This is a genomic window from Shinella sp. 20P9.1.1 (assembly GCF_057798995.1).
In genome coordinates, this window is record NZ_JBYOLC010000004.1 from 165,657 (window position 1) to 190,757 (window position 25,101).

Sequence of the window (25,101 nt, forward strand, 5' to 3'; positions counted from 1 at the left end):
TCGTCGGCATCGGGTGCAGTGACAGACAACAGACCCTTGGAGACGCGCGATTTTATTATAATCGCCGTCGCGGTTTCTTCCGTGCTCTACAATGGCGTGCTCGCGTTGATCAACGCGCACGTGATGCCGCTCGGTTTTGCCCATGTGGCGCTGACGGAAATCCTCATCCTCTTTGCCGGCCTTCTCTATATCCTGCGCAAAGGGCTTTACGAGGAGGATATCGGCGTTCTTCTCTTCACCGTCTTCACGCTAGTGATGGCGATCTATATGTCAGCCATCAACCGCATGGTTTTCGTCGACTATTTTCGCAATATCCTGATCATCTTTTGTTTCGCTACGCTCGGCACCTGGTCGAACCGGGCGACGGTGAAGGCCGCCTTCCTGCTGTCGCTGGCGGCTGTCATGGCGGTGCTGCTGTGCGAGATTTTCTCGCTGACGCTCTATGCCGATCTCTTCAAGCCCGGCTATTACTTCCTGACAACGCGCGGGCTGGAGCCGCCGGAATGGGATAAGACCGGTCTGTTCGGCAATGCGCTCGGTTTCAAGGGACGGCTCAGCTTCGGCCTTATCGGTCACCGCGCCTCCTCGCTGTTTCTGGAGCAGGTATCGCTGTCGAACTTCGGCGGTGTGATGATGATGTACACGCTGTTCTTCTGGGACGAGATGAAGCGCGGGATGAAACTGTGGCTTGTCGCCTGCATCGTGCTGATCCTGCTGACGACGGCCTCGCGCACCATGCTGACCTTTGCCGCCGTCTGCGTAGGCGGATATTTTGTCTTCCCGCGCGTGCCGAAGCTGGTGAGCCTTGTGACCATGCCACTGATCCTGCTGGCCGGCACCGCGATCTTCCTGCTCAATCCCAACGCGACGGGCGACAATCTCAACGGTCGCATCGTGGTGACCATGCGCCACGTCTCCGAGATGGATGTTTTCGGCTTCCTTGGCTTCTATGCCACAAAGGCCGCGTATTATGCCGACAGCGGCTATGTCTATATCATCTATGGCGGCACGATCTTCGCGATGATTGCTTTCTGGCTGTTTGTGTCGCTGTATCCGGCGGGCGACACGCCCGCGCAACGCCGGCTGGCACAGGCTTTGCCGATCTTCCTGTTCTTCAATCTGATGATCGGTGCGACGCCGGTCTTCACCGCCAAGATCGCCGGATTGATGTGGCTGCTGGTGGGCTATGCCCGTCAACAGACCGCGCCGCGTATGATGCCCACGGTGGTACCCGCCAGCACCGCTGCCCTGCCACGGAAAAGCCTGTCGTGATGTCTTGCCAGAACCCGTCCCTGGGGCGCTCCATGGAAATCGATCCGCCAAAGACAATACGCTGCCATGCGTTTGCCGGCCTGCTCTTTACTGCGGCTCTCGCCGTCGCAGCGCAGCCCGCGGCGGCGGCCGGCGTGTGCTTCAAGGGCATCAACCTCTCGGGCGCCGAATATGGCGACCGCGACGGGGTCGAAGGCAAGAACTTCATCTACCCCTCAGAAAAGACTGTCGCCTATTTTGCCGGCAAGGGCATGAACATCGTGCGGCTTCCCTTTTCTTGGGATCGCCTACAGCCGACGCTGAACAGCCCGCTGAGCGCGGCCGAGGTCTACCGGCTGAAGGCGGCCGTGCAGCGGCTGCGCGATCATGGGATGACCGTGCTGCTCGATCCGCACGCCTTCGGCTATTACGACAAGGCCCGGCTTGGCACGCCCGACGTGCCGGCCTTCGCCTTTGCCGACCTCTGGATCCGCCTTGCCGCGGAATTCGCCAACGAGCCCGATGTGCTTTTCGGCCTGATGAACGAACCCTACGATATTCCCGCCTCCGAATGGCTCGGCATGGCAAACGACACTATCGCCGGCATCCGCAGCGTCGGTGCACGCAACCTCGTTCTTGTGCCGGGTACCCGCTGGACCGGCGCGCATAGCTGGCGGGCGGACAATCCAGGCGGTTCGAATGCGGAGATCATGCGCGGCGTGAAGGACCCGATCGACAATTACGCCTACGAGTTTCATCAGTATCTGGACGCCGACTCCTCGGGCACCGCTGCCGGCTGTGTGGCGGCGGAGGGGGCAAATGCCGCGCTGGTCGACGTCACGGCCTGGCTGCGCGAAACCGGCAAAAAAGGGTTTCTCGGCGAGTTTGGCGGATCGCAGGACGCAGCCTGTCTTGATGGCCTCAAGGCGATGACCAGAACGCTCGACGACAACGCTGATGCCTGGCTCGGCTTCAGCTATTGGGCGGCGGGAGATTGGTGGTCGCCGGAGGAGATCAACAATGTGCAGCCGACGGCGAAGGGGGAGCGCAAGCAGCTTTCCGCTTTGCCGCTGACACCGGGCAAACAACCGGATGCAAAAGCCTGCTCGACCCTGCCGCCGGCTTGACGGCTGAAGGGGCGGAAATCCCCTCGGGTTACGTCTCGTTAACTATAAGGCAATAGATTCCAGACCGGATCGCGACTCGGCCCCGCCGACGAATCGACTGGATTTTTGATGAGCCGAGCTGGAAAAAACGACGACCTGAAAGGGCTTCCGGGCAGACGCCGGGGCAGTCCCGTGCTGTCAATTCATACGACCGCGCGGCGTGGTTCCGTGAGTGACGGTTCTCTTGCGCGTGGTGGCCAAGCCGTCGTGCCGCGGCGGGCAGGGGTCTCCGAGACGCCGCTTCCATCCGCTGAGAAGGATGTGCCGCCGCAGATCGTGCGGGAAACGGTGGTCGAAGAGCACGAGAGTGTCGCAGCGGCGTCCGACCCTGACGCCCGCGTCGCGCTGCTCGATGCCGGCACAATCATGCGCGCCGCCTGGAGCCATCGCCTGTTGATCCTGGCCCTCATGGCGCTCTTTGCGGTGGTTTGTGGCGTGCTGGTCCCGACGATGCCGCGGAAATACACCGCGCAGACCAGCCTCTATTTCGACCCGCGCCAGATCGAGCTTAGCGATACGAATGCCCAGAGCAGTGCGTCGCCCGATGTCATCGTGTCGATGATCAACAGCCAGTCGAAGATCCTGACCTCGCCGAAGGCGATCGGGCAGGTGGTCGACAAGCTGAAGCTTCTGGACAGCCCGATGTTCTCCGGCGTTTCCGGCGATCCGGCATCGCGCAAGACGGCGATCGTCGCGGCGTTGCAGCGGGCTGCGACGGTGGAACTGGAATCCAGTTCCTATGTCGTGACGCTCTCCGTGACGACGGCTGACGGCGGGGTTTCCGCCGATATCGCCAACGCGCTCGTCGATGCCTTCCTCGAAGAAGAGAACCAGGCCTTTTCCTCGATCTATCAGCGCACGAATTCCGCCCTCGACAGCCGTCTGCGCGAGCTCAGCGAAGAGGTGCAGCAGGCCGAAGAGGCGGTCGAGACCTACAAGGCCAGCAATGGTATGGTCACCGCCGACGGCAACCTGATCGCCGACAAGCGGCTGGTGCAGCTCAACGAGCTTTTGACCACGGCACAGAAGGCGTCGATCGAGGCCAAGTCGCGGGTGGATGCGGCCGTGAACTTCAAGCTCGAAGACGCGATTTCGGCCAATGGCCAGCAAGATCAGGCGTCGTCCGCCCTGACCGACCTTCGCCGGCAATACGCCCAGCAGGCCGCAACGGTCGGCAGCCTCGAAAGCGCGCTCGGCGCCCGCCATCCGCAGCTGCTGGCCGCCAAGGCCTCGCTGAAGGGGCTCCAGGCGGAGATCCAGGCCGAGCTGCAGCGTAATCTCGCGCGCGCACGCTCCGATCTTGCCCAGGCCCAGCAATCCGAGCAGCAGGTCGCCAAGGAATTGTCGATCCAGAAATCGCTGCAGAACAACACGCAGCAGCGCCAGGTCGGCCTCAACGATCTCCAGCGCCGCGCGACGGCTGCCCGCGAGATCTACGAAGCCGTGCTGAAGCGCGTGCGCGAGACGAGCGAGGAAAAGAACCTCGCCCGCAGCAATATCCGTGTTCTCTCGGAAGCCTCCATGCCGCAGAAGGCCGATGGCCCCGGCCGCAGTATGCTGCTGGTCGCCGGCCTCGTCGCCGGCGCCATCGCCGGCTTCGGTATCGGTCTCCTCATCGCGCTTGGCCGCACGATGATCCGCAATCCCCGCCTGCGCGCCAATCTGTCGAAGATGACGCGCGAGGCGTGACGGGTTCGCTTCCACTTCCGAATGAAAAGGGTGGCCCTCGGGTCGCCCTTTCTGTTTGTGGACCGGGTGACTGTCAGGCCGCGTGGAAGAGCGCTACCGCGTCTTGCCCGGCCGGAAACCGAAGCGTGTCGGTGATTTCGTTTACCGCAGCCCAGACTGCTTCGGCGACATCAGTCTCCTTCGTGGTCAGTGCGGGCTTGGCAAACTGCGCGAAGATGGGCGCGGCGAAATCGGCATAGGCCTCCGGGAGCAAGTCCTCGACCTTGACGGAGCTGTTCTGGGCGAACCGCGTGGTCGGCGCGTAGCCGGGTTCGACGAGCTTGGCGCGGATGCCGAAATGCGCGAGTTCATGGGCAAGCGAGCCGGTAAAGCCTTCGACCGCCTGCTTGCTCGCCGTATAGGCGGCGGCCAGCGGCATCGGCGCCAGCGCCACGCTCGAGGTTACATTGACGATGACGCCCGACCGGCGCGCCCGCATCTGCGGGATGACCGCCTGCACCATAGCCATGGTGCCGAAGGTGTTGGCCTCGAAGACCTTGCGGATATGCGCTATCGGCGTCGCCTCGAAGGCGCCGACGACGCCGATGCCGGCATTGTTGACGAGCGCATCGATGGGGCCGGCCGCGTCGATGGCCGTCGCGATGCTTGCCGCGTCCGTCACGTCGAGCGGCAGGATGCGCAGGTTGGGCGAGGGCGGCAGGATGTCCGCACGCGGCGTGCGCATGGTCGCGATGACGGTCCAGTTGCGTGCGAGGAAATGGCGGGCGGTTTCGAGGCCGTAGCCGGACGAGGTGCCGGTGATCAGGATGGTTTTCATGGGGTTATCTCCTGTTGTGTTGATGATCCCAATCTAGCGCGTCGTATCCGGACTCAATACGATTGATGATCCATATTTTGTTTGCTAAAGTCCGGAAATGATCGATCCACTCTCCGAAATCATCGGGCTGCTGCGTCCCCAGGCGGTGTTCACCAAGGGCATCAGCGGGGCAGGGCACTGGGGTGTGCGTTATACGGATTTTGGCCATCCGAGTTTTGCCATCGTGATCGAGGGCGCATGCCGCCTCGCTGTGGATGGGCAGCCCGAACTGATGCTTCAGGCCGGAGATTTTGTCCTCCTTCCGAAGACGCCGGGTTTTACGATGGCGGGGTTCGAACCCGTCCGGCCGCAGGTCATCGATCCGCATGCCGCCGCACGTGCAGCCGGCGAAGTCCGTCACGGCCGGCAGGATGGGCCGCCGGACGTTCGTATTCTCGGCGGCTATTTTGTCTTCGAAGGCGAGGATTCCGGGCTTTTGGTCTCGCTCCTGCCGGGGCAGGTGCATGTCCGTGGCGTCGAGCGGCTATCGACTTTGGTCGGGCTGCTGATCGAGGAGGCGGCTTCGGATCGGCCCGGCCGCGATCTCGTGCTCACGCGGCTGGTGGAAATCGTGCTGGTCGAGGCGTTGCGGCTGGTCCCGTCGTCAGATGCGCCCGCCGGCCTGCTGCGCGGCCTCGGCGATGCGCGGTTGGCCGAATCCCTGCGTCAGATGCATGGCGACCCCGCCCGCGCCTGGACGATGGCCGAGCTTGCCAAGGCCTCGGCACTCTCCCGCTCGTCGTTCTTCGAGCGCTTCTCGCGCCATGTCGGCGTGGCGCCGATGGAGTATCTCATGGGCTGGCGCATGGCGCTTGCCAAGGACCTTCTGCGCCGCCGGGAGGCCGATATTGCCGAGGTTGCCGAGCGCGTCGGCTATGGCTCGGCCAGCACCTTCAGCACCGCCTTCACCCGCCATGTCGGCCAGCCGCCAGGGCGCTATGCCAAACAGGGCGCGCTGCGCGTGTGATGCCGGTCAGTCGCCGGCCGTCCGCGCCGCGATGATATCGTGGTCCATCTCGGCCAGCGCCCGGTCGAGATGGCCTTCCAGCACCAGCGTCGCCTCCTCGGGAACGACTGTTATCGGCGGCGCACCGAAGAGGCGCACCTGCTGCGACTGGGCAAGCCCCTCTTCGAGGCCGCGCTGAAGGAGATCGAAATAGCGCGTGCCGGGACCGGTGATGGCGATCGGCATGTTCTCGTACAGGCTCACCATGCGCGACAGGCCCTGGCCGAGCGCAAGCCCGGCCTGGCGGAAGGCATATTCCGACATGCGGTGGCCCTGGCGGGCGCGCAGCGCGATCTTGTCCATTTCGGCAAGCGGCACGAATTTCGCCGGGATCGTATCCGGCGGCACTTCGAAGGCGGTCCGCAGGATGCCGTAAAAACCGGCGGAGGCCTCGATGCAGCCCTGCGCGCCGCAGCGACACAGCTTGCCATCCGACGAATTCAGCATGTGCCCGAAATTGGGGGCGGTGACGGTCAGCTCGCCTGTTCGCTCGAAACGGGCGATGCCGAGCCCGATGCTGTGGCCGAGCGACAAGGCCGCGACGGCCTGAAGGTTCTTCACGCCAGCCTTTTCCATGCGCAGCGCCATGGCATGGGCGACGAGCAGCGTCTCGTTGCTGATGAGGATCTTCGCCTGCCAGTGCGGTGCGAGCAGGGCGGCGAAATCCACCTGCTGAGCGCCAAAAACCGGCGACCAGACGAGTTTTGCCGCTGCCGGATCCACCAGTCCCTTGCTGCTGATCGAGACGACGAGAACTCGTTCCCGCGTGATGCGCGAGCGCGCCACCAGTTTTTCCAGCGCCGCCACGAAGGCGTCCGCGAAGGGCTGGGTAGCGGTATCCGCATGGTTGCGCGGTTCCTCGAACCGGTCGAGCAGCGTGCCGCCATAATCGGCCAGCGAATATTGCACGACGTCGGAGGAGATGCGCACGGTGACGAGATAACCGGCATCGCGCCGTTGGCCGAAGATGACGCGTGGCCGGCCGCGCGCGACCGACGCCTGCTGCTCGCGCCGTTCCAGCACCTCTGCCTTTTCCAGTTCCGCTGTGATCGCCGAGATCGTCGCCGAGGCGAGGCCGGTGTGCTGGGACATATCCGTGTGGGCAAGGGGGCCGTGCCGGCGCAGCGAGGCAAGCACGAGCGCGCTGTTCTGCTGACGCACAAGCTCCGTGCTCGATTTCACCAGCATCTGTTGTTTCCGCTCGCTTTCACAGGCTGCAACCCATGCCCCTCCCAAAGCATCAGTCACGCCGTCATTCAAGGCCTTTAAAGCCATGTTGACAGCCTGGAAAAGTTCTGACATTTATTTTCTCGACTGTCGAGAAAAAAGTCCCGGCACACCGGGAGGAGCATCAAGACAGTGTTATCGTGGCTGGCCGTTGATTGGGCGGGAGGTTCGTCCAGGCGGCCGGTGTTCACTTGGGAGGATAATATGAAGTCCGTTTTCAAGCTGATGGCAGGGGCTGCCATCATCGTTTCCCTGCATTCCGGTATTGCGCACGCCAAGGATCTCACGGTCGGCGTTTCCTGGTCGAACTTCCAGGAAGAGCGCTGGAAAACCGACGAAGCTGCCATCAAGGCCGCTCTCGAAGCCTCCGGCGACAAGTACATTTCTGCTGACGCCCAGTCTTCTGCCGCCAAGCAGCTGACCGACGTCGAGTCGCTGATCGCCCAGGGCGCCAACGCCATCATCGTTCTCGCCCAGGATTCGGAAGCCATCGGCCCGGCCATCGAGAAGGCCGCCGCTGAAGGCATTCCGGTCGTCGGCTACGATCGCCTGATCGAAAACCCGGCCGCCTTCTACATCACCTTCGACAACAAGGAAGTCGGCCGCATGCAGGCCCGCGAAGTGTTCAAGGTGAAGCCGGAAGGCAACTATGTCTTCATCAAGGGCTCGTCGTCCGACCCGAACGCCGACTTCCTCTTCGCTGGTCAGCAGGAAGTGCTGAAGGAAGCGATCGACGCCGGCAAGATCAAGAACGTCGGTGAAGCCTATACCGACGGCTGGAAGCCGGAAAACGCCCAGAAGAACATGGAACAGTTCCTGACGGCGAACGACAACAAGGTCGACGCTGTCGTCGCGTCCAACGACGGCACGGCCGGCGGCGCGATCGCAGCCCTCACGGCACAGGGCCTTGCCGGCTCCGTCCCGGTCTCGGGCCAGGACGCCGACCACGCCGCGCTGAACCGCGTCGCTCTCGGCACCCAGACCGTCTCGGTCTGGAAGGACTCGCGTGAACTCGGCAAGCGCGCTGCGGAAATCGCAGCCACGCTCGCCAGCGGCAAGACCATGGACGACATCGAAGGCGTCACCACTTTCAACGGCGGCCCGAAGGGCGTCGAAATGAAGTCGGTCTTCCTCGCACCGCTGCCGATCACCAAGGACAACCTGAACGTCGTCATCGACGCCGGCTGGATCTCCAAGGAAACGGCTTGCCAAGGCGTTGCCGCCGGCTCCGTTGCAGCCTGCAACTGAGGAACGACATCCGGTACTGACCTGACCATCGACAAGCGCCGCAACGGCTTCCGTTGCGGCGCTTGCGCAAGATGGGCAGCGGGCGGAGGATGATGCGACGACACATCCTCGGACCGGAGATATCTGGACGCCCGGACGACACGTTCAACAAAAGTGGGGGAACGGCAAACCATGGCCGACATCACGACGACCGCATCTGCCAATCGCGCGCGATCGGCAAGCGAGAACCCGGTAAAGCGCTTCTTCCGCGCCACCGAAATCGATACGCGCCTGCTCGGCATGGTCGGCGCGCTGCTGATCATCTGGATCGGCTTCAACATCCTGTCCGGCGGCCTGTTCCTCACGCCCCGCAACCTCTGGAACCTCTCCGTCCAGACCGCCTCCGTCGCCGTCATGGCGACCGGCATGGTGCTGGTCATCGTCACGCGCAACATCGACCTCTCGGTCGGTTCCATCCTCGGCTTCGTCGGCATGAGCATGGGCGTGCTGCAGGCAGAACTCCTGCCGCAGCTGCTCGGCTTCAATCATCCGGCGATCTGGATCGTCACGCTCGCCTGCGGCCTGCTGCTCGGTGCCGCGATCGGCGCGCTGCACGGCTCGATCATCGCCTTCCTCAACGTGCCCTCCTTCATCGTCACGCTCGGCGGCCTGCTCGTCTGGCGCGGCGCGACCTGGTTCGTCACCAGCGGCCGTACCGTCGCCCCGATGGATGCCACCTTCCGCCTGATGGGCGGCGGCACCGAGGGCTCGATCGGCGCGACCGCGAGCTGGATCGTCGGCGCGCTCGCCTGCGCGGCCATCGTCGCGACGATTGCCAACTCCCGCAAGCAACGCAAGCGCTTCGGCTTTCCGCTGCGCCCGATGTGGGCGGAATATTTCCTCGTCGCCATCGGCTGCGCGCTGGTGCTCGGCGCCGTCCTGATCGTCAACTCCTATCCCTGGCCCGTCGCCATCGCCCGCAAGTTCGCGGACGCCAACGGCATCGCCTGGCCGGACGGCGGGCTGTTCATTCCGCACGGCATCGCCGTGCCGGTGCTGATCGCCATCGTCGTCGGCATCGTCATGACCTTCATCTCGACGCGCCTGCGCTTCGGCCGTTACGTCTTCGCGCTCGGCGGTAACCCCGAGGCAGCGGAACTTGCCGGCATCAAGACCCGCTGGGTCACCGTCAAGATCTTCGCGCTGATGGGCATTCTCTGCGCCATCGCCGCCGCCATCTCCACCGCCCGCCTCAATGCCGCGACCAATGCTCAGGGCGAGCTCGACGAGCTCTACACGATCGCGGCCGCCGTGATCGGCGGCACGTCGCTGGCGGGCGGCATGGGCACAATCGCTGGCGCCATGCTTGGCGCCCTCGTCATGCAATCGCTGCAATCGGGCATGGTGCTTGTTGGCATCGACACCCCGTTCCAGCGCATCGTGGTCGGTATGGTCCTCGTCGTTGCCGTCTGGCTCGACACGGTCTACCGCGCCCGCGCCAAGTAAGAGGAGCCCATCCAATGACGGACAACCGTACGCCCCTCGTGGAGCTGAAGAACATCTCCATCTCCTTCGGCGGCATCCATGCCGTGGACAATGCCTCGGTCGATCTCTATCCCGGCGAGGTCGTCGCCCTGCTCGGCCACAACGGCGCCGGCAAGTCGACGCTGATCAAGATTCTCTCCGGCGCCTACAAGCGCGATGGCGGTGAGATCCTGATCAATGGCGAGGCCGCGGACATAAACAATCCGCGCGACGCCAAGAAATACGGCATCGAGACGATCTACCAGACGCTCGCCGTCGCCGACAATGTCGACGCCGCCGCCAACCTCTATCTCGGCCGCGAGCTGCGCACCCCCTGGGGCACGCTCGACGACGTCGCGATGGAGGCCAAGACCCGCGAAGTGATGGGCCGCCTCAACCCGAACTTCCAGCGCTTCAAGGAGCCGGTGAAGGCCCTCTCCGGCGGCCAGCGCCAGTCGGTGGCGATCGCAAGAGCGATCCTCTTCAATGCCCGTATCCTGATCATGGACGAGCCGACGGCGGCGCTCGGTCCCCAGGAAACGGCGCAGGTCGGCGAACTGATCAAGCAGCTGAAGAAGGAAGGCATAGGCATCTTTCTGATCAGCCATGACATCCACGATGTCTTCGACCTTGCGGACCGCGTCTCGGTGATGAAGAACGGCCAGGTCGTCGGCCACGCTCGCACGGAGGATGTTACCAAGGACGAGGTGCTCGGCATGATCATCCTCGGCAAGGTGCCGCCCAAGGCCATTCCCGGCCCCGGCGCCATGCAGACGGCCTGATCACACGGCCAGACCCAAAACGAGCCGCCGGCATCCCCGGCGGCTCTCTTGTTTCCAGGGAGCTGCCCTCGCAAAACAAAAACAGCGCCTCTTTCAACAATTTCCCGATTGAAGCCCGCCCGCACCTGGGCTAAGACCCTTCCATCGGACAGGCGAGTCATCGCCTTGGGATGCACCCGTAGCTCAGCTGGATAGAGTGTTGGATTCCGATTCCAAAGGTCACAGGTTCGAATCCTGTCGGGTGCGCCATTTTCTCTCAACGATTTGCGGGCCTTTGACCACGCCATCCGTGAGGATAATACCATGCTTCGAAAGATCGCTGTCATTATCGGCCTTATTGCTGTCGGTCTTTCCACGACAGGATGTGCGCGACACTCCTGCCGTGATTGGCCGGGTACGTGCATTATCCAGTGATACCAAAGCGACAGGCCGGTACTAAACGGCTTTTCTCATCGTCTTGAACGGGCATCTTGCGGGCAGAACCAGGCGGCGGTTGCGAGGACCTTGCATCCCGCCAACTGCTCACAAAAAAGACCGGGCGATATCATCGCCCGGCCAGTTGCCTTGGGAGCTCTGATCCGTCAGGCGACGGAGATCTGGCGTTTTTCTTCGACGGATTTCACGGCGGCGTCGGCTAGCGCCAGGGCGGCGAGGCCGTCGGCGCCGGAGGGGGTGATGGTGGCGCCCTTTTCGATTGCGGCGATGAAGGCGGCGATCTCGTTGCCGTAGGCTTCCGTGTAGCGGGTCATGAAGAAGTCGTGCAGCGGCGGGCGGGTGTAGCCGTCGCCATTGGCGATTTCGATGGAGACGGGGCGCTGGTTTTCGGCCGAGACGACGCCCTTGGAGCCGTGCACTTCGATACGCTGGTCGTAGCCATAGGTGGCGCGGCGCGAATTGGAGATGACGGCCTGCTTGCCGGACTTGGTCTGCAGGATGACCGAGACGCTGTCATAGTCGCCGGCCTTGCCGATATCAGGATCGACCAGAACGGCGGCGGTGGCCGAGACCGAGACGACCTCTTCGCCGAGCAGGAAGCGGGCCATGTCGAAGTCGTGGATCGTCATGTCGCGGAAGATGCCGCCCGAGCGCTTGATGTAATCGACCGGGGGCGCGCCGGGGTCGCGGGAGGTGATGGTGACCATCTCGACGTCGCCGATCTTACCGTCGTCGATGGCCTTGCGTACGGCCATGAAGTGGGGGTCGAAACGGCGGTTGAAGCCGACCATCAATTTGCCCTTGGTTTCCTCCACCACCTTCATGCAGGCGCGCACGCGGTCAACGTCGAGGTCGATCGGCTTCTCGCAGAAGATCGCCTTGCCGGCACGGGAGAAACGCTCGATGAGGTCGGCATGGGTGTCGGTCGGCGTGCAGATCACGACGGCGTCGATATCCTTGGCGGCTTCGATCGCTTCGATGGTGCGCACGTCGCAGCCATACTGCTTGGCGATGGCATCGGCAGCCGCCGGGAAGGCGTCGGCGACGGCGACGAGCACGGCGTCGGGATTGCCGGTCACGGCCTTGGCGTGGACCTTGCCGATGCGGCCGGCGCCGAGAAGACCAAATCTCACAGTCATCTTCATTCTCTCAAATAAGCCGCACGCTTGGGGACCATGCGGGAGGAGGGGCGGGGCGATACGCTCGCCCCGCAAAAGCGCCGCGGCGAACCGCGAGGGTTTGGTTACGTCTTGCGCTTCTTCTGGCGGTAGACGTCGACGACGACGGCGGCCACGATGATCACGCCCTTGACGATCTCCTGGTAGAAAGCATCGACGCGCAGGAAGGTAAAGCCCGAGGTCATGACGCCGAGGATGACGGTGCCGATGACCGTGCCGGTGACGCGGCCGACGCCGCCGGCAAGCGAGGTGCCGCCGATGACGGTCGCGGCGATCGCATCGAGTTCGTACATCACGCCCATGCCGGCCTGGGCGGTCTGGGCGCGGGCGGCGGTGACGACGCCTGCAAGGCCGGCGAGTGCACCGGCAATGGCATAGACCTTCACGAGGTGCGATTCGACATTGATGCCGGAGACGCGGGCGGCCTGCACATTGGCGCCGATGGCATAGGTGAACTTGCCGTAGCGGGTGTAGCGCAGCGCGATGTGGAAGATGACCGCGACGACAAGAAAGATCACGACGGGCCAGATGCCGGTGCCGATGAAATTGAACTGTTCGGTGAGGCCGGAGACCGGCTGGCCCTTCGTGTACCACTTGGAAATACCGCGGGCCGAGACCATCATGCCGAGGGTGGCGATGAAGGGCGGGATCTTCGTCTTGGCGATGAGCTGGCCGTTGATGAAGCCGGCGAGCAGGCCGACGCCGATGCCGAGCAGGACCGGCACGATGACCGGCATGTCCGTCAGTGAGGGATAAAGCGCGCGGGGCCAGGTGGAGGCTTGCGCCAGGGAGGCGGTGAACATCGCCGTCATGCCGACGACCGAGCCGGACGACAGATCGATGCCGCCGGTAATGATGACCTGCGTGACGCCCACGGCGATGATGCCGATGACCGAGACCTGCAGGATGATGATCGTCAGGCGCTGCGGGTTCATCAGGAAGCTCTGGCCGACGAAAATCCAGCCGAGGACTTCGTAAACCAGCGCGATGCCGATGAGCACGAGAAAGATGTTGAGTTCCGGCGGGAGCCGGCGGGCAGATTTCTGCGCGGCGCCTTGAGCCTGCGCGGCGGAATTCGTGCTCATGATTACCTCCCTTGCGGCCGCTTGGCGGCGCTGATCTTTACAGGCCCAATCTCACTGGGCCGCCAGTTCCATCACCTTGACCTGCGTTGCCTCGGCGCGATCGAGGATGCCGGTAACGCGGCCCTCGTGCATGACCATGACGCGGTCGCTCATGCCGAGCACCTCCGGCATTTCGGACGAGATCATAATGACGGCGACGCCATCGCGGGCGAGTTCCGTCACGAAGCGATGGATTTCCGCCTTGGCGCCGACATCGATGCCGCGGGTCGGTTCGTCGAGGATGAGGATGCGCGGATGGGTGAGCAGCCAGCGGCCGATCAACACCTTCTGCTGGTTGCCGCCCGACAGGTTCTCGATGCGCTCCGACAGGTTCGGCGTCTTGACGCGCAGCTTTTTGCTCATCTCCTCGCAGACCTTGGTCAGCGCACCCTCCTGGACGAAACCGTTCTTGACGAACTTGTCCTGGAGGACGGCGATCTGCATGTTCTCGAGAATATCGAGGATCAGCAGACAGCCGGTATCCTTGCGGTCTTCCGTGAGGAAGGCCATGCGGTGCTTGATCGCCGTGTTCGGGCTGTCGATGTTCACCGGCTTGCCGTTGATCGCGATCGTGCCCGAGGTCGCCGGCGTTACGCCGAAGATCGTCTCGGCGACATTCGAGCGGCCGGAGCCGACGAGGCCGGCAAGGCCGAGGATTTCGCCGGCGCGCACGTCGAAGGAGACGTCGTGGAACACGCCCTTCAGCGTCAGGTTCTTCACCGAGAGCACGACGTCGCCGATCGGCACCTCTTCCTTCGGGAACATCTGGGTGATCTCGCGGCCGACCATCATGCGGATGATGTCGTCACGCGTCACGTCGGTGGAGGCGTGGGTGCCGATGTACTTGCCGTCGCGGAACACCGAGAATTCGTCGGCGATCTCGAACAGTTCGTTCATCTTGTGGGTGATATAGACGATGCCGATGCCCTGCGAGCGCAGGTCGCGGATGATGGTGAAGAGGTGCTCCACCTCGCGCTCGGTCAGCGCCGAGGTCGGCTCGTCCATGATGAGCACGTCGCTCTCATAGGACACAGCCTTGGCGATCTCGACCATCTGGCGGTTGGCGACCGAGAGGTCGCGCACCTGCGTTTCCGGGTCCATCGCGATGTTGAGGCGCTTGAAGAGCTCCGCCGTCTTGCGGCGCATCTCGCCGTGATCGACGAAGCCGAAGCGGGTCTTCGGTTCGCGTCGGATCCAGATGTTTTCCGCCACTGTCATGAACGGCATCAGGTTCAGTTCCTGATGGATCATGGCGATGCCGTTTTCCAGCGCGTCGAGCGGCGATTGCAGCCGGATCTTCTGGCCCTTCAGCAGCACTTCGCCCTGGTCGGGCGTGTAGATGCCGGCAAGAATCTTCATCAGCGTGGATTTTCCGGCGCCGTTTTCGCCCATCAGGGCGTGCACGGTGCCGCGCTTCAGCTTGAACTGGACGTCATCGAGCGCCACGACGCCCGGAAACTCCTTGCGGACACCTTCCGCGGACAGGAGATATTCAGCATTCGGAATGGCGCCGCTTGCGCGAACCGCGGCCATGGTGGTCGGACTGACCATCGTCCCCTCCCTCCCGGAGCAATCTGAAACGGATCGGACGCGCGCACGCTTGCGTGCGCGCGTCCTTCATAACCTAGTCTCGCTGGTTCGGCCTTTGGGCCGATCAGTTCTTCGCCTGGAAGTCGGCAATGTTGGCCGGCGTTACGAGCTGGAAGGGGATGTAAACCTTGGTTTCCACCTTCTCGCCCTTGGCGAGCTTCAGCGCGGCATCGACCGAGCCCTTGCCCTGACCGGCGGCATCCTGGAACACCGTCGCGTCGAGGTCGCCGGCTGCCATGGCGGCAAGGGCGTCCTGCGTGGCATCGACACCGGCGACGACGACGCTGTCCATCGAGCGGCCGGCGGCCTTCAGCGCCTGGATGGCGCCGATCGCCATTTCGTCATTGTTGGCGATGACGGCGTCGAATTCCAGGCCGGCGGAGAGCCAGTTGGTCATGAGGTCGGCACCCTGCGTGCGCGACCAGTTGGCGGTCTGCTCTTCGACGATCGTCAGGCCTTTGCACTCGTCGGTCGCGATGACGTCCTTGATGTCCTGCGTGCGCATGCGGGCGGCTTGGTTGGACAGTTCGCCCATCATGACGACGACCTTGCCCTTGCCGTTCAGCAGGCGGCAGACTTCCTTGGTTTCCAGCGTGCCGGATTCCTGTTCGTTGGAGGCGACGAAAGCCTGCTTTTCCGGCAGCTCGTTGATGTTTGCCGGTTCGCGGTTGACATAGACGAGCGGAATGCCGGCGTCTGCGGCAGCCTTCGAAAGGGCGGCCGTCGCATCGGTATCGACGGGGTTGACGATGATGGCGCTGACGCCGGAGGCGATGAAGTTCTGAATCTGGCTCTGCTGCTTGGCGACGTCGTTCTGGGCGTCTTCGATCTGCAGCTCGACGCCGTCGAGCGTCTTGGCGTAATCGGTCATGCCGTTGCGCAGAACGGTCAGGAAGTTGTCGTCGAACAGCGCCATGGAAACGCCGATCGTCTCGGCATGGGCGGCGGTGGACATCATCACGGCAAGCGCCGAACCAAGAATGAATTTTTTCATGTCGTTCTCCTCCTCAACGTGGTGTCCGGTCGCACCACTCAATGATCCGGATCGCTGGCCCTTGCGGGCAGCCGGCCCTCCGCTCCTCCCGGGACGCAAAAGACCAAAACAGAATAAACAAACCGCGAATTCCGTATTGCGGAATGTTTATTCCATTTTCTGCTTATGGCGTCAAGCCCGTTCCATTTTGGTGGTCGGGATTTCGGCCGAAGCTGGGGAAAAGGGGCGGCGATACGTACCGCCGCCTGGGTTTTCAGATGTTTGCGCGGATGAAGGCGATGCTCTCGGCAACGGCGGCCTCGGGATCGGCGACGCCGTGCACGGCGGGCGAGAAGGGCTCGAAGGAGAGCGGGCCGGCATAACCGGCGGCAATCAAGGCCTTGATCTGGCTGGTATTTGCCAGCCGGTCCGCCGGGCCGACGAGCACGCGGTGGCTGTCGCGCATGTCGGAAACCGACACAGCCGGGTCCTCGACGCCGGAAATGTGGACGAGGCCGGTAAGGTCGGCAAAGAGTTCCGGCTCGCCGGCAAGGTGATGGTGGAACGTGTCGTGCACCAGACGGAATGTCTGTTCTCCGCCCACCGCTTTGATGGCCTCGACGGCTTCCCGCTTGGAGCGCAACGAGCAGATCTCGAAGCCAAGCGGTTCGACGAGACCGATGATGCCGACGGCGTCGAGCAACGGCTTGAGCTCCGTCAGGGACTGGCGAAGGTTGGCCTGCCGCTCGCCGTCGGCCTGGCCGGTGCCGTCGTTTTTAGGCACGAGCACGAGCGCCTTGGCGCCGCAGGCAGCGGCATAGTCAATCAGCTCCCTGGCCTCGGCGGCGCGGGCGGGCGTCCACTCGTTGAAGCGCTGCAGGGCGTTGATCGAGATGATCGTGATGCCGTGGCGCTCGGCAAGCGCCTTCACCTCGGCGGGCGTCGTGCCGTCGAGAATGGCATTGCCGTCAAGGTCGTTGCGGATTTCGACGGCGCTGGTGCCAAGGGAGACGGCGAGCGCGAAGAAGGCGTCGAGCGTGAGGGCGGGCGCCGTCATGTGGTTGATGGCGAAAGTCGGCATGGAATGGGTGTCCTCCGGTCTCGGGGCCACCGACAGGGCGGCCTCGCATGCACGCATGAGGATCGGGATGCGCTTGACGGTCGTCAAAGGCCAAGGCGGCGGCGGCGCCTTCATTGCTGAAAGATTAGCAATTCGCGGTGATGGAATTCTCTCAAAGGCGCGTCAGATATTTTCCGGCGTGAATAGGTCGAAGGGCAGGAAGGTCTGGCCGGGCACGGCATTTTCGCCCTTTTCGATTGCCGTCACCATCAGCGAGACGAGCTCGCGGCAGAGGGTGGGCAGGGGCGTGCTGATCGCCATGGTCACGATATCGTCGGCGAGGCCGGCCTTCGATTCCGGCGTCAGTTCGTTGACGATGAGCTGGATTCGGCCGGCAAAACCTTCCTCGCGCACAGCCGAGATCGCGCCCTCCATGCCGCCGCCCGCCACATAGAGGCCGACAAGATCTGGATGTTGCGCAAGCAGGTTGGCGGTCGCCTCGTGGGTGATCTCGCTGGTGTCGAGATTGACCAGTGTGTCCAGCACCTCGAACCCCTGGCCCTTCTCGCGGAAGAAGGAGCGGAAGCCGATCTCGCGCAGTTCATGGCCATGGAAGCGGTGGCTGCCGACGAAGATCGCCACCTTGCCGGGGCGCTTGGCGCCGCGCGCGATCATCCAGGCAGCGGTGCGGCCGACCTTCATATTGTTGAGGCCGATATAGCCCAGGCGCACGTCGATGGCGAAATCGGACAGCAGGCAGAACAGCGGAATGCCGCGGTTTTTCAGGTCTTCCGCCATGGTCGTGGTCGCGGGATAATCGGGTGCGACGACGGCGAGCGCCTGGTTGCGCGTCGAAAGCTGGCGCAGCATCTCGGTCATCGCCGCCGGCGTCTGCGCATTGATGAATTCGATCTGCGGCACGATGCGGGCAACGGTGCAGGCATTGCATGCGATTTCGATCTCGCGGGCGAAATTCTGGTAGAAGGCCTGGTTAGGGCGCTGGAAGCTGAAGCCGAGGCGGTATTGCGGCAGGTCCTCGAAGACCCGCTGCCGGATGAGGCCGAGCGCGTGATAGCCGATGGCATTGGCAGCTTCATAGACTCGGCGCGCCGTCTCCTCGCGCACCTTGTGGCGGCCGTTCAGAACGCGGTCGACCGTCGCGACGCTGACGCCGGCCGCGTGCGCCAGATCCGAAATTGTCGGTCTCGATGCCATGGCTCTCTCCGTGAAATCTTTCCATCAAGGCTGAATGATAGTGAATGATGGAATTTGATGCATTCTATCATGGCAGGATTGAGAGATGCAAGCGGCAGCGCTATCGTTTGTCCATCATATGCGGCGGGCTGCCGGAAGCACCGATGGAGGATCAAGCGATGAAGCCGACGAAGCGGGACTACAGCCTTCTGGGCCGCGATGCGGAGGCGGCCGTAGCCAATGGTCTGGCCGCGGCCGAGTGGTATCACACCGATGTCGCGCGCAAGGAGATGAAGGCGCTGATGCAGCGCAGCGATGCGCCGGCCCTTCGCGACACCGCGATCTGGCTCGGCGCGATGGTCGTCTCCGGCGCGCTCGGCGCTTGGTTCTGGGGCAGCTGGGCCGCCGCGCCGTTCTTCCTGGTCTATGGCGTGCTCTACGGCTCGGCCTCGGACAGTCGCTGGCACGAATGCGGCCACGGCACGGCCTTCAAGACGATGTGGATGAACGACGCCGTCTATCAGATCGCCTGTTTCATGATCATGCGCAATCCGGTGACCTGGCGTTGGAGCCATACGCGCCACCACACGGATACGGTCATCGTTGGCCGCGACCCCGAGATCGCCGTCATGCGCCCGCCGGGCCTGCTGCGCCTCGTGCTGAATTTCTTCGGCATTCTCGATGCCTGGCATGCCGTCATCGACATGGTGCGCAATGCGGCCGGCATCATGAGCGAAGCCGAAAAGACCTTCGTTCCCGAAATGGAGCAGGGCAAGGCGGTCCGCATCGCCCGTATCTGGCTGGCCATCTATCTCGCGACGATCGCCGCCTGCTTCGCCTTTCACTCGATCCTGCCGGCCATGTTCATCGGCCTGCCCAGGCTCTATGGCGCCTGGCACCATGTCATGACCGGCCTTTTGCAGCATGGCGGCCTTGCAGACAATGTCATCGACCACCGCCTGAACAGCCGCACCGTCTACATGAACCCGGTGAGCCGCTTCATCTACTGGAACATGAATTACCATGTGGAGCATCACATGTTCCCGATGGTGCCCTATCATGCGCTGCCGCGGCTGCACGCCATGATCAAGCACGACCTGCCGACGCCGAACCCGTCCATCTGGCACGGCTACCGGGAAATGCTGCCTGCCTTCCTGCGCCAGCTGCGCAACGAGGATTATTTCCTCAAGCGCGACCTGCCCGAGACGGCACGACCCTACAGGCATGAGTTCCACGCCGAACCGGCCTTCGCCGCCGCCGAATAACATCTGATATCTTGGAGGAGAGACCCATGAGCGATACCTGGATCGAAGTCTGCGCAGCCGACGAAATCGACGAGGAGGATGTCATCCGCTTCGACCATGCAGGCCGCACCTTCGCGATCTACCGCAGCCCCGAGGACACATATCACGCGACGGACGGGCTCTGCACGCATGAGAAGATCCATCTGGCCGATGGCCTGGTGATGGATCACATCATCGAATGTCCCAAGCACAACGGTCGCTTCAACTACAAGACCGGCGAGGCCAAGGGCGCGCCCGTCTGCATCGACCTCAGGACCTATCCGGTCAAGGTCGAGGGCGGCACGGTCTTCATCGGGATTTAGGAAACCGTCATGGCGAATTTCGTGATCGTCGGCGCCGGCGAATGCGGCGCGCGCGCAGCCTTTGCCCTGCGTGAAAAGGGTTTTGACGGCACGCTGACCCTGATCGGCAGCGAAACGCATCTGCCCTATGAGCGTCCGCCGCTCTCCAAGGACGCGCTGGTGGCCGGCGCCGGTCCGAAATTCGTCGCCGAACCGGAGCGTTACGTCGAGGCCGGCATCGATCTGCTGCTCGACCGCACGGTGTCCGAGATCGACCGCGTAGCGAAGCGTGTCGTGCTGGGCGATGGTACGGTCATTCCCTATGACAGGCTGCTGCTGGCCACCGGCGCGCGTCCTCGCACCCTGCCGGGCGCGACCCATGGCGGGCGCATCCTTGCGCTGCGCAGCCATGACGACGCGGCGCGTATCCGCGACCATCTGGTCGAGGGGAGCCATATCGCCATTCTCGGCGGTGGCTTCATCGGCCTGGAGCTTGCCGCCAGCGCCCGCAAGCTGGGGGCGAGCGTCACGCTTGTGGAGGGCCTGCCGCGGGTGCTCACCCGTGGCGTGCCGGCCGAGATCGCCGAAATCGTCGCCAGCCGCCACGTCGCCGAGGGTGTGGACATTCTCTGCGGTGCCAAGGTCACCGGTGTGGAGGAACGGGCGGGCGAGGTACTGATTTCGCTGGGTGATGGTCGTGTCGTCAGCGCCAATCTGCTTGTCGTCGGCATCGGCGCCGTGCCCAACACGGAACTGGCGGAGGCGGCCGGTTTGAGGGTGGAAAACGGCATCGCCGTCGATGGCCTGCTGTCCACCTCCGATCCCGATATCTTCGCCGCGGGCGACTGCGCCTCCTATCCGCTGCCGCTCTATGGCGACCGCCGCATCCGGCTCGAATCCTGGCGCAATGCGCAGGAGCAGGGCCAGCTTGCCGCCGCCAACATGCTCGGCGGCACGGATGTCCATGCCGCCGTACCATGGTTCTGGTCGGATCAGTACGACCTGACGTTGCAGATCGCCGGCCTTGCCGATGGCGCCGTCAGCACGGTCCGCCGCGATATGGGCGAGCGCGCCTTCATTCTCTTCCATCTCGATGCCGATGGCCGGCTGATTGCGGCAAGCGGCATCGGGCCGGGCAATGCGGTGGCGCGCGACATCCGTCTCGCCGAAATGCTGATCGCCGCCTGCATCCATCCCGATCCGGCCGCGCTCGCCGCGCCGGAGACCAAGCTCAAGAAACTGCTCGCCGCCTGAGGGAGGCTGCCCGTGAAAACCAAGAGACCGACCGTTGCCGATATTCAGGCGATGAAGGGCAAGCGCCAGCTCACCATGCTGCGCGTCGTCACGCTAGAAGAGGCCGCCGCCGCCGAACAGGCGGGCATCGACCTCGTCTCCGTGCCGCCGGCATTGCTCGGCCCGGCCTTCCGCGAGGCGGCCCCGACCGTCTTCGCCTTTCCCGGCCTGGAATACGGCGATTTCATCACCGCCGACGACTATCTGCGCGGCGCCTTCCAGGCGATGCGGGCAGGGGGCGATGCCGTCTATTGTGCGGCCGGCCTTTCCACCGTGCGGCGTCTGCGGGAGGAGGGCATCCCGGTCTGCGGCCATGTCGGCCTCATCCCCTCCAAGGCCACCTGGACGGGCGGTTTTCGCGCCGTCGGCAAGACGGTGGAGAGCGCGCTGGAAATCTACCGGCAGGTGAAGGCGCTGGAAGAGGCCGGGGCCTTCGCTGCCGAAATCGAGGTCGTGCCGTGTGAGGTCGCTGCGGCGATCAGCGCCAAGACCTCGCTCGTCATGCTCTCCATGGGGGCCGGCACGGGCTGCGATGCGCAATATCTCTTCGCCGACGATGTGCTTGGCCAGAACCGCGGCCATTGTCCGCGCCATGCAAAAGTCTACCGCAATTTCGCGGCGGAATATGATCGTCTCCAGCTGGAGCGCATCGCCGCCTTCCGCGAGTATGCCGAGGACGTGCGCTCCGGTGCCTATCCGGAAAAAGGCCATCTCGTTGGAATCGAGACCTCCGAACTTGCGGCCTTCCTCGAACGCCTCGGTTCGCAAACGCAGTTTCCTCACACGGAAAAACCGCCTATGTAGGCGAGGCATGTGAGGAGACATTCATGAAGTTCATCGATCCCGACCATCCGTTCTATCGTCCGCTCTGGCGGCGGGTGCTGCTGGTCGGGTCCTGCGCGGCGTGGACGGGCGTGGAATTCTACAATGGCGAACAGACCTGGGGCACGATCTTCCTCGTCGTGACCGCCTATGTCTTCGCCAACCTCATCCTGTTCTTCAAGCCGTCCGACCCGGCCGCCAAGCCGCCCGAGGAAACCAAGAGCTAGCGCGAAAGCCCAAGGCTCTCTTCCACCTTAAGCCTGCGGATCGTCTCGTCGATCAGCATGTTGGCGATCTTCATGCGCAATGTCGCGTTGGCGCGCAGCTCTTCCGGCGCGCGATCGGGATGATTTTCGCGGGCAAAGCTGCGCCGCCTTGTGAGGAGGTCGTTCATGCTTTCCTTGCCGGTCAGCGCCAGATCCTCAGCAATCTCGTCCGGCGCGATGCGGAGCAAATGTGGTGGCGGGGCCGGAGCCGGTTCGGGTGCCGGTTGCGGCTCGGGAGGCGTCGGTCGCGGCTCCTCGTAGAGATCGAGATAGGCCGCCGCTGCCTGCGAACCGGAGACGAAGGTGCTACCGGTGCCGATGCCGGCAAAACCGGAGTTCAGCCCGCGAATCTCGCCGGGGCCGTCGTCTTCCACGGCCTCTTCGGCCGCGTCTTCCTCGGCTTGGCGCGCCTCGGCCTTCAGCCTTTCCAGCACGGATTCGAAAACGGTCATGCCGAACATGGGGTCTTTCTCCGTTCAGTCCGGCGAAAGCATCCGGCTGCGTTGCAGGATGAGATCATAGAGCAGTTTGGCGCTCGGGGGGAGCGCCCGGCCTTTCACGGAAATCAGGCTGTAGGGTTTGATGTCGATCTCGAAATCCGTGTTGAGGATGCTGATCTCGCCAGCCTGCGCGCCGACATCGGCGATGAAGACTGCCATGTCGCGGGCGACGGGTGCGATCGCATTCGAGCCGCAGACGATGGCGGTGGTCAGCAGGATCGACGACGTGTTGACGACGGTGGAGGGCAGCGCGACCCCGGCGGCGATGAACAGTTCCTCAATGCGCCGGCGCAGCAGCGTACCGGCCGGCTGGAACACCCAGTCGAAATGCGGCAGATCCGAAAGGCCGACGACCGACTTTTCCGTCAGCGGATGGCCTTTTCGCACGATGAGGCAGGCCCTTTCCACACCGATCTCTGTGACGTTGAACAGGCGCGGATTGAGGTCGTCGGGCACGCGAGCGATGATGAAGTCCTGCCGCGCGGCGAGCAGTTCGCGGGCGAGCACATTGCTCGTCTCCACGCGCACATTCACCTCGATGCCGGGATAGGCGGCACTGACCTGCTGGATCGCCGGCACGGCGAGGCTGATCGCCGGTGCGGTCACGGATCCCAGATAGACCGAACCGCCAGTGCCGGATTTCAGCGCGGAAAGCTCGCGGTCGACCTCGCGTAGTTCGAGCAGGATGGTGCGCGCCCGCCGCGCAAAGGCGCGGCCGAAGGCCGTCAGCGCCACACCGCGCGAGACACGCTCGCAGAGTTGTGCCTTGAGGATCGTCTCCATTTCCGTCAGCATGCGGGATGCGGCGGGCTGCGAGATGTTGAGCACGTCGGCTGCCGCACTCACCTGGCTGTGCTCCTCGATCGCGACGATCATGCGCAGATGATTGAGTTTCAGGCCGCTGCGCAGCAGTCCGACGCCCTGCAGATTATCGCCGCCCTCGTTGGGAAAAAGCGGTTCGTCGATGTCATTGTCCAAACGCATCGTACCCTCGGTCGTAAAAATATTATATATCTGCCTCTCTATACCAATTTTGGTATCGAATTAGAAGCTCATTGCATTTGACAGTTATGGCAATTCGTACGAGGTTTCGCCAATGTGCGCTGGGGTCCTTGGGAGTGGGGACCGGCGGGCTTATGCTCACCAGTCTAGGCCGTCGCCTGAAAGCGACCCCGCCCGTGCACAGAACAATGCCTGGCTCGATTGGCCAGTGCGCACAAGGGAGAGACCTTTCTATGAAAATGATCACCTCGCTTCTCGCGGCCGCTGCCATCAGCGTCGCGTCCTTCGTCGCCCCGGTTTTCGCCCAGGACAAGGGCATGGTCGGCATCTCCATGCCCACCAAGACCTCGACCCGCTGGATTTCCGACGGCGAGACGATGGAAAAGCTGTTTAAGGAAGCCGGCTACACGCCGGACCTGCAGTTTGCTGACGACGATATCCCGAACCAGCTGGCCCAGATCGAAAACATGGTCACCAAGGGTGCCAAGGTTCTCGTCATCGGCGCCATCGACGGCACGACGCTCTCCGACATCCTGCAGAAGGCTGCCGACGCCGGCGTGAAGGTCATCGCCTACGACCGCCTCATCCGCGATTCGGGCAATGTCAGCTACTACGCCACCTTCGACAACTTCCAGGTCGGCGTTCTCCAGGCCACCAGCCTCGTCGACGGCCTGAAGGCGAAGTTCCCGAACACCAAGCCGTGGAACGTCGAACTCTTCGGCGGTTCGCCTGATGATAACAACGCCTTCTTCTTCTACGACGGCGCGATGTCGGTCATCCAGCCACTGATCGACAAGGGTGACATCGTCATCAAGTCGGGCCAGACCGGCATGGAAACCGTCGGCACGCTGCGTTGGGACGGTGCCGTTGCCCAGGCCCGCATGGAAAACCTGCTGTCCTCGACCTACACCGACGGCCGCGTCGATGGCGTTCTGTCGCCCTACGATGGTCTCTCCATCGGTATCCTGTCGGCTCTGAAGGGCGTCGGCTACGGCTCGGGCGACCAGCCGATGGCCATCGTCACCGGCCAGGACGCCGAACTGCCGTCCGTCAAGTCGATCCTCGCCGACGAACAGTATTCGACTGTTTTCAAGGACACGCGTGAACTCGCCAAGGTCACCGTTGGCATGGTCAACTCGATCCTCGAAGGCAAGGAACCGGAAGTAAACGACACGAAGACCTACGACAACGGCGTCAAGGTCGTTCCGTCCTACCTCCTGAAGCCGGTTGCCGTCGACAAGTCCAATGCCGAGAAGATCCTCGTCACGGACTCGGCCTACTACACGGCTGACCAGCTGAAGAACTAATCGTTCTCAAATTTCTCCGGGGTTCGCGCTATCGGCGCGAACCC

Annotated in this window: 23 protein-coding genes and 1 tRNA gene; 14 read left to right on the top strand and 10 right to left on the bottom strand. The window is 63.4% G+C overall.

What is annotated here, in order from left to right:
- Positions 1 to 18 precede the first annotated feature (18 nt).
- The 3 genes from AC27VQ_RS08820 to AC27VQ_RS08830 all read left to right on the top strand — a co-directional run bounded on the left by AC27VQ_RS08820 (position 19) and on the right by AC27VQ_RS08830 (position 4,106).
- Positions 19 to 1,272 carry a hypothetical protein gene (locus AC27VQ_RS08820; protein ID WP_421590188.1) on the top strand — a complete coding sequence of 418 codons (1,254 nt, stop codon included), beginning with the start codon at positions 19 to 21 and terminating at the stop codon, positions 1,270 to 1,272.
- A 32-nt stretch (positions 1,273 to 1,304) separates the two neighbouring features.
- Positions 1,305 to 2,378 carry a glycoside hydrolase family 5 protein gene (locus tag AC27VQ_RS08825; RefSeq protein ID WP_488715984.1) on the top strand — a complete coding sequence of 358 codons (1,074 nt, stop codon included), beginning with the start codon at positions 1,305 to 1,307 and terminating at the stop codon, positions 2,376 to 2,378.
- Positions 2,379 to 2,585: 207 nt separating this feature from the next.
- Positions 2,586 to 4,106, top strand: coding sequence for a GumC family protein (locus AC27VQ_RS08830; RefSeq protein WP_488715985.1), 1,521 nt, complete (start codon positions 2,586 to 2,588; stop codon positions 4,104 to 4,106).
- 73 nt (positions 4,107 to 4,179) lie between these two features.
- Here the strand turns inward: AC27VQ_RS08830 and AC27VQ_RS08835 are convergent, their stop codons facing one another.
- Positions 4,180 to 4,923, bottom strand: a complete 744-nt coding sequence (locus AC27VQ_RS08835) for an SDR family oxidoreductase (RefSeq protein WP_488715986.1) — start codon at positions 4,921 to 4,923, stop codon at positions 4,180 to 4,182.
- A gap of 97 nt (positions 4,924 to 5,020) precedes the next feature.
- Between AC27VQ_RS08835 and AC27VQ_RS08840 the strand changes: the two genes are divergently transcribed.
- Positions 5,021 to 5,929 (top strand): AraC family transcriptional regulator, encoded by a 909-nt coding sequence (locus AC27VQ_RS08840; protein WP_488715987.1) that lies wholly within the window; start codon positions 5,021 to 5,023, stop codon positions 5,927 to 5,929.
- Positions 5,930 to 5,935: 6 nt separating this feature from the next.
- Here AC27VQ_RS08840 and AC27VQ_RS08845 read toward each other — a convergent pair whose 3' ends face one another.
- Positions 5,936 to 7,156: an ROK family transcriptional regulator gene (locus AC27VQ_RS08845; RefSeq protein WP_488715988.1), complete on the bottom strand. Its 1,221-nt coding sequence runs from the start codon at positions 7,154 to 7,156 to the stop codon at positions 5,936 to 5,938.
- A gap of 243 nt (positions 7,157 to 7,399) precedes the next feature.
- Between AC27VQ_RS08845 and xylF the strand changes: the two genes are divergently transcribed.
- From xylF to AC27VQ_RS08865, 4 genes are all read left to right on the top strand, one after another.
- Positions 7,400 to 8,443, top strand: coding sequence for a D-xylose ABC transporter substrate-binding protein (xylF, locus tag AC27VQ_RS08850; RefSeq protein ID WP_313524468.1), 1,044 nt, complete (start codon positions 7,400 to 7,402; stop codon positions 8,441 to 8,443).
- 171 nt (positions 8,444 to 8,614) lie between these two features.
- Positions 8,615 to 9,928 (top strand): ABC transporter permease subunit, encoded by a 1,314-nt coding sequence (locus AC27VQ_RS08855; protein ID WP_314085730.1) that lies wholly within the window; start codon positions 8,615 to 8,617, stop codon positions 9,926 to 9,928.
- Positions 9,929 to 9,942: 14 nt separating this feature from the next.
- Positions 9,943 to 10,728, top strand: a complete 786-nt coding sequence (locus tag AC27VQ_RS08860; protein WP_313524473.1) for an ATP-binding cassette domain-containing protein — start codon at positions 9,943 to 9,945, stop codon at positions 10,726 to 10,728.
- 172 nt (positions 10,729 to 10,900) lie between these two features.
- A tRNA-Arg gene (locus AC27VQ_RS08865) sits at positions 10,901 to 10,977 on the top strand.
- Positions 10,978 to 11,309: 332 nt separating this feature from the next.
- On the opposite strand, the gene iolG is transcribed toward AC27VQ_RS08865, so the two are convergent.
- The 6 genes from iolG to AC27VQ_RS08895 form a co-directional block, all read right to left on the bottom strand.
- Positions 11,310 to 12,302, bottom strand: a complete 993-nt coding sequence (gene iolG / locus AC27VQ_RS08870; protein ID WP_488715989.1) for an inositol 2-dehydrogenase — start codon at positions 12,300 to 12,302, stop codon at positions 11,310 to 11,312.
- Between the two features lie 104 nt (positions 12,303 to 12,406).
- Entirely contained in the window at positions 12,407 to 13,426 is a 1,020-nt protein-coding gene (locus tag AC27VQ_RS08875; protein WP_488715990.1) for an ABC transporter permease, read from the bottom strand.
- A 51-nt stretch (positions 13,427 to 13,477) separates the two neighbouring features.
- Positions 13,478 to 15,016: a sugar ABC transporter ATP-binding protein gene (locus tag AC27VQ_RS08880; protein ID WP_488715991.1), complete on the bottom strand. Its 1,539-nt coding sequence runs from the start codon at positions 15,014 to 15,016 to the stop codon at positions 13,478 to 13,480.
- 103 nt (positions 15,017 to 15,119) lie between these two features.
- Positions 15,120 to 16,049: a sugar ABC transporter substrate-binding protein gene (locus AC27VQ_RS08885; RefSeq protein ID WP_313524484.1), complete on the bottom strand. Its 930-nt coding sequence runs from the start codon at positions 16,047 to 16,049 to the stop codon at positions 15,120 to 15,122.
- Positions 16,050 to 16,302: 253 nt separating this feature from the next.
- Positions 16,303 to 17,109 (bottom strand): TIM barrel protein, encoded by an 807-nt coding sequence (locus tag AC27VQ_RS08890; RefSeq protein WP_488715992.1) that lies wholly within the window; start codon positions 17,107 to 17,109, stop codon positions 16,303 to 16,305.
- Between the two features lie 162 nt (positions 17,110 to 17,271).
- Positions 17,272 to 18,303, bottom strand: coding sequence for a LacI family DNA-binding transcriptional regulator (locus AC27VQ_RS08895; RefSeq protein ID WP_488715993.1), 1,032 nt, complete (start codon positions 18,301 to 18,303; stop codon positions 17,272 to 17,274).
- A gap of 143 nt (positions 18,304 to 18,446) precedes the next feature.
- On the opposite strand from AC27VQ_RS08895, the gene AC27VQ_RS08900 reads away from it, so the two are divergent.
- Genes AC27VQ_RS08900 through AC27VQ_RS08920 form a run of 5 tightly spaced genes read left to right on the top strand, consistent with a single transcriptional unit; the run spans position 18,447 to position 22,209 of the window.
- A complete protein-coding gene (locus AC27VQ_RS08900; protein WP_488715994.1) occupies positions 18,447 to 19,547 on the top strand; it encodes a fatty acid desaturase family protein in 1,101 nt (366 codons plus the stop codon).
- A 26-nt stretch (positions 19,548 to 19,573) separates the two neighbouring features.
- On the top strand, positions 19,574 to 19,888 hold the full coding sequence (locus tag AC27VQ_RS08905) for a MocE family 2Fe-2S type ferredoxin (protein WP_488715995.1): 315 nt from the start codon (positions 19,574 to 19,576) through the stop codon (positions 19,886 to 19,888).
- A 9-nt stretch (positions 19,889 to 19,897) separates the two neighbouring features.
- Complete coding sequence (locus AC27VQ_RS08910) at positions 19,898 to 21,121, top strand: NAD(P)/FAD-dependent oxidoreductase (RefSeq protein ID WP_488715996.1); 1,224 nt, start codon at positions 19,898 to 19,900, stop codon at positions 21,119 to 21,121.
- A 12-nt stretch (positions 21,122 to 21,133) separates the two neighbouring features.
- Positions 21,134 to 21,964: a 3-methyl-2-oxobutanoate hydroxymethyltransferase gene (locus AC27VQ_RS08915; protein WP_488715997.1), complete on the top strand. Its 831-nt coding sequence runs from the start codon at positions 21,134 to 21,136 to the stop codon at positions 21,962 to 21,964.
- 23 nt (positions 21,965 to 21,987) lie between these two features.
- Positions 21,988 to 22,209 (top strand): hypothetical protein, encoded by a 222-nt coding sequence (locus AC27VQ_RS08920; RefSeq protein ID WP_257949146.1) that lies wholly within the window; start codon positions 21,988 to 21,990, stop codon positions 22,207 to 22,209.
- On the opposite strand, the gene AC27VQ_RS08925 is transcribed toward AC27VQ_RS08920, so the two are convergent.
- Both AC27VQ_RS08925 and AC27VQ_RS08930 read right to left on the bottom strand, forming a co-directional pair.
- Positions 22,206 to 22,709, bottom strand: a complete 504-nt coding sequence (locus AC27VQ_RS08925; protein WP_488715998.1) for a hypothetical protein — start codon at positions 22,707 to 22,709, stop codon at positions 22,206 to 22,208. The genes AC27VQ_RS08920 and AC27VQ_RS08925 overlap by 4 nt on opposite strands.
- Positions 22,710 to 22,724: 15 nt before the next feature.
- A complete protein-coding gene (locus AC27VQ_RS08930) occupies positions 22,725 to 23,732 on the bottom strand; it encodes a LysR family transcriptional regulator (protein WP_488715999.1) in 1,008 nt (335 codons plus the stop codon).
- A gap of 251 nt (positions 23,733 to 23,983) precedes the next feature.
- Between AC27VQ_RS08930 and chvE the strand changes: the two genes are divergently transcribed.
- The gene (chvE, locus tag AC27VQ_RS08935; protein WP_313524512.1) at positions 23,984 to 25,057 is read left to right on the top strand and encodes a multiple monosaccharide ABC transporter substrate-binding protein; all 1,074 of its coding nucleotides are present in this window, start codon (positions 23,984 to 23,986) and stop codon (positions 25,055 to 25,057) included.
- The last annotated feature ends 44 nt before the right edge of the window (positions 25,058 to 25,101 follow it).

Coding starts and splice junctions, on each gene's coding strand:
- AC27VQ_RS08825 (WP_488715984.1), top strand. CDS start 1,305: ATGGAAATCGATCCGCCAAAGACAATACGCTGCCATGCGTTTGCCGGC.
- AC27VQ_RS08835 (WP_488715986.1), bottom strand. CDS start 4,923: ATGAAAACCATCCTGATCACCGGCACCTCGTCCGGCTACGGCCTCGAA.
- AC27VQ_RS08840 (WP_488715987.1), top strand. CDS start 5,021: ATGATCGATCCACTCTCCGAAATCATCGGGCTGCTGCGTCCCCAGGCG.
- AC27VQ_RS08845 (WP_488715988.1), bottom strand. CDS start 7,156: ATGCTGGTGAAATCGAGCACGGAGCTTGTGCGTCAGCAGAACAGCGCG.
- xylF (WP_313524468.1), top strand. CDS start 7,400: ATGAAGTCCGTTTTCAAGCTGATGGCAGGGGCTGCCATCATCGTTTCC.
- AC27VQ_RS08855 (WP_314085730.1), top strand. CDS start 8,615: ATGGCCGACATCACGACGACCGCATCTGCCAATCGCGCGCGATCGGCA.
- AC27VQ_RS08860 (WP_313524473.1), top strand. CDS start 9,943: ATGACGGACAACCGTACGCCCCTCGTGGAGCTGAAGAACATCTCCATC.
- iolG (WP_488715989.1), bottom strand. CDS start 12,302: ATGACTGTGAGATTTGGTCTTCTCGGCGCCGGCCGCATCGGCAAGGTC.
- AC27VQ_RS08875 (WP_488715990.1), bottom strand. CDS start 13,426: ATGAGCACGAATTCCGCCGCGCAGGCTCAAGGCGCCGCGCAGAAATCT.
- AC27VQ_RS08880 (WP_488715991.1), bottom strand. CDS start 15,016: ATGGTCAGTCCGACCACCATGGCCGCGGTTCGCGCAAGCGGCGCCATT.
- AC27VQ_RS08885 (WP_313524484.1), bottom strand. CDS start 16,049: ATGAAAAAATTCATTCTTGGTTCGGCGCTTGCCGTGATGATGTCCACC.
- AC27VQ_RS08890 (WP_488715992.1), bottom strand. CDS start 17,109: ATGCCGACTTTCGCCATCAACCACATGACGGCGCCCGCCCTCACGCTC.
- AC27VQ_RS08895 (WP_488715993.1), bottom strand. CDS start 18,303: ATGGCATCGAGACCGACAATTTCGGATCTGGCGCACGCGGCCGGCGTC.
- AC27VQ_RS08900 (WP_488715994.1), top strand. CDS start 18,447: ATGGAGGATCAAGCGATGAAGCCGACGAAGCGGGACTACAGCCTTCTG.
- AC27VQ_RS08905 (WP_488715995.1), top strand. CDS start 19,574: ATGAGCGATACCTGGATCGAAGTCTGCGCAGCCGACGAAATCGACGAG.
- AC27VQ_RS08910 (WP_488715996.1), top strand. CDS start 19,898: ATGGCGAATTTCGTGATCGTCGGCGCCGGCGAATGCGGCGCGCGCGCA.
- AC27VQ_RS08920 (WP_257949146.1), top strand. CDS start 21,988: ATGAAGTTCATCGATCCCGACCATCCGTTCTATCGTCCGCTCTGGCGG.
- AC27VQ_RS08925 (WP_488715998.1), bottom strand. CDS start 22,709: ATGTTCGGCATGACCGTTTTCGAATCCGTGCTGGAAAGGCTGAAGGCC.
- AC27VQ_RS08930 (WP_488715999.1), bottom strand. CDS start 23,732: ATGCGTTTGGACAATGACATCGACGAACCGCTTTTTCCCAACGAGGGC.
- chvE (WP_313524512.1), top strand. CDS start 23,984: ATGAAAATGATCACCTCGCTTCTCGCGGCCGCTGCCATCAGCGTCGCG.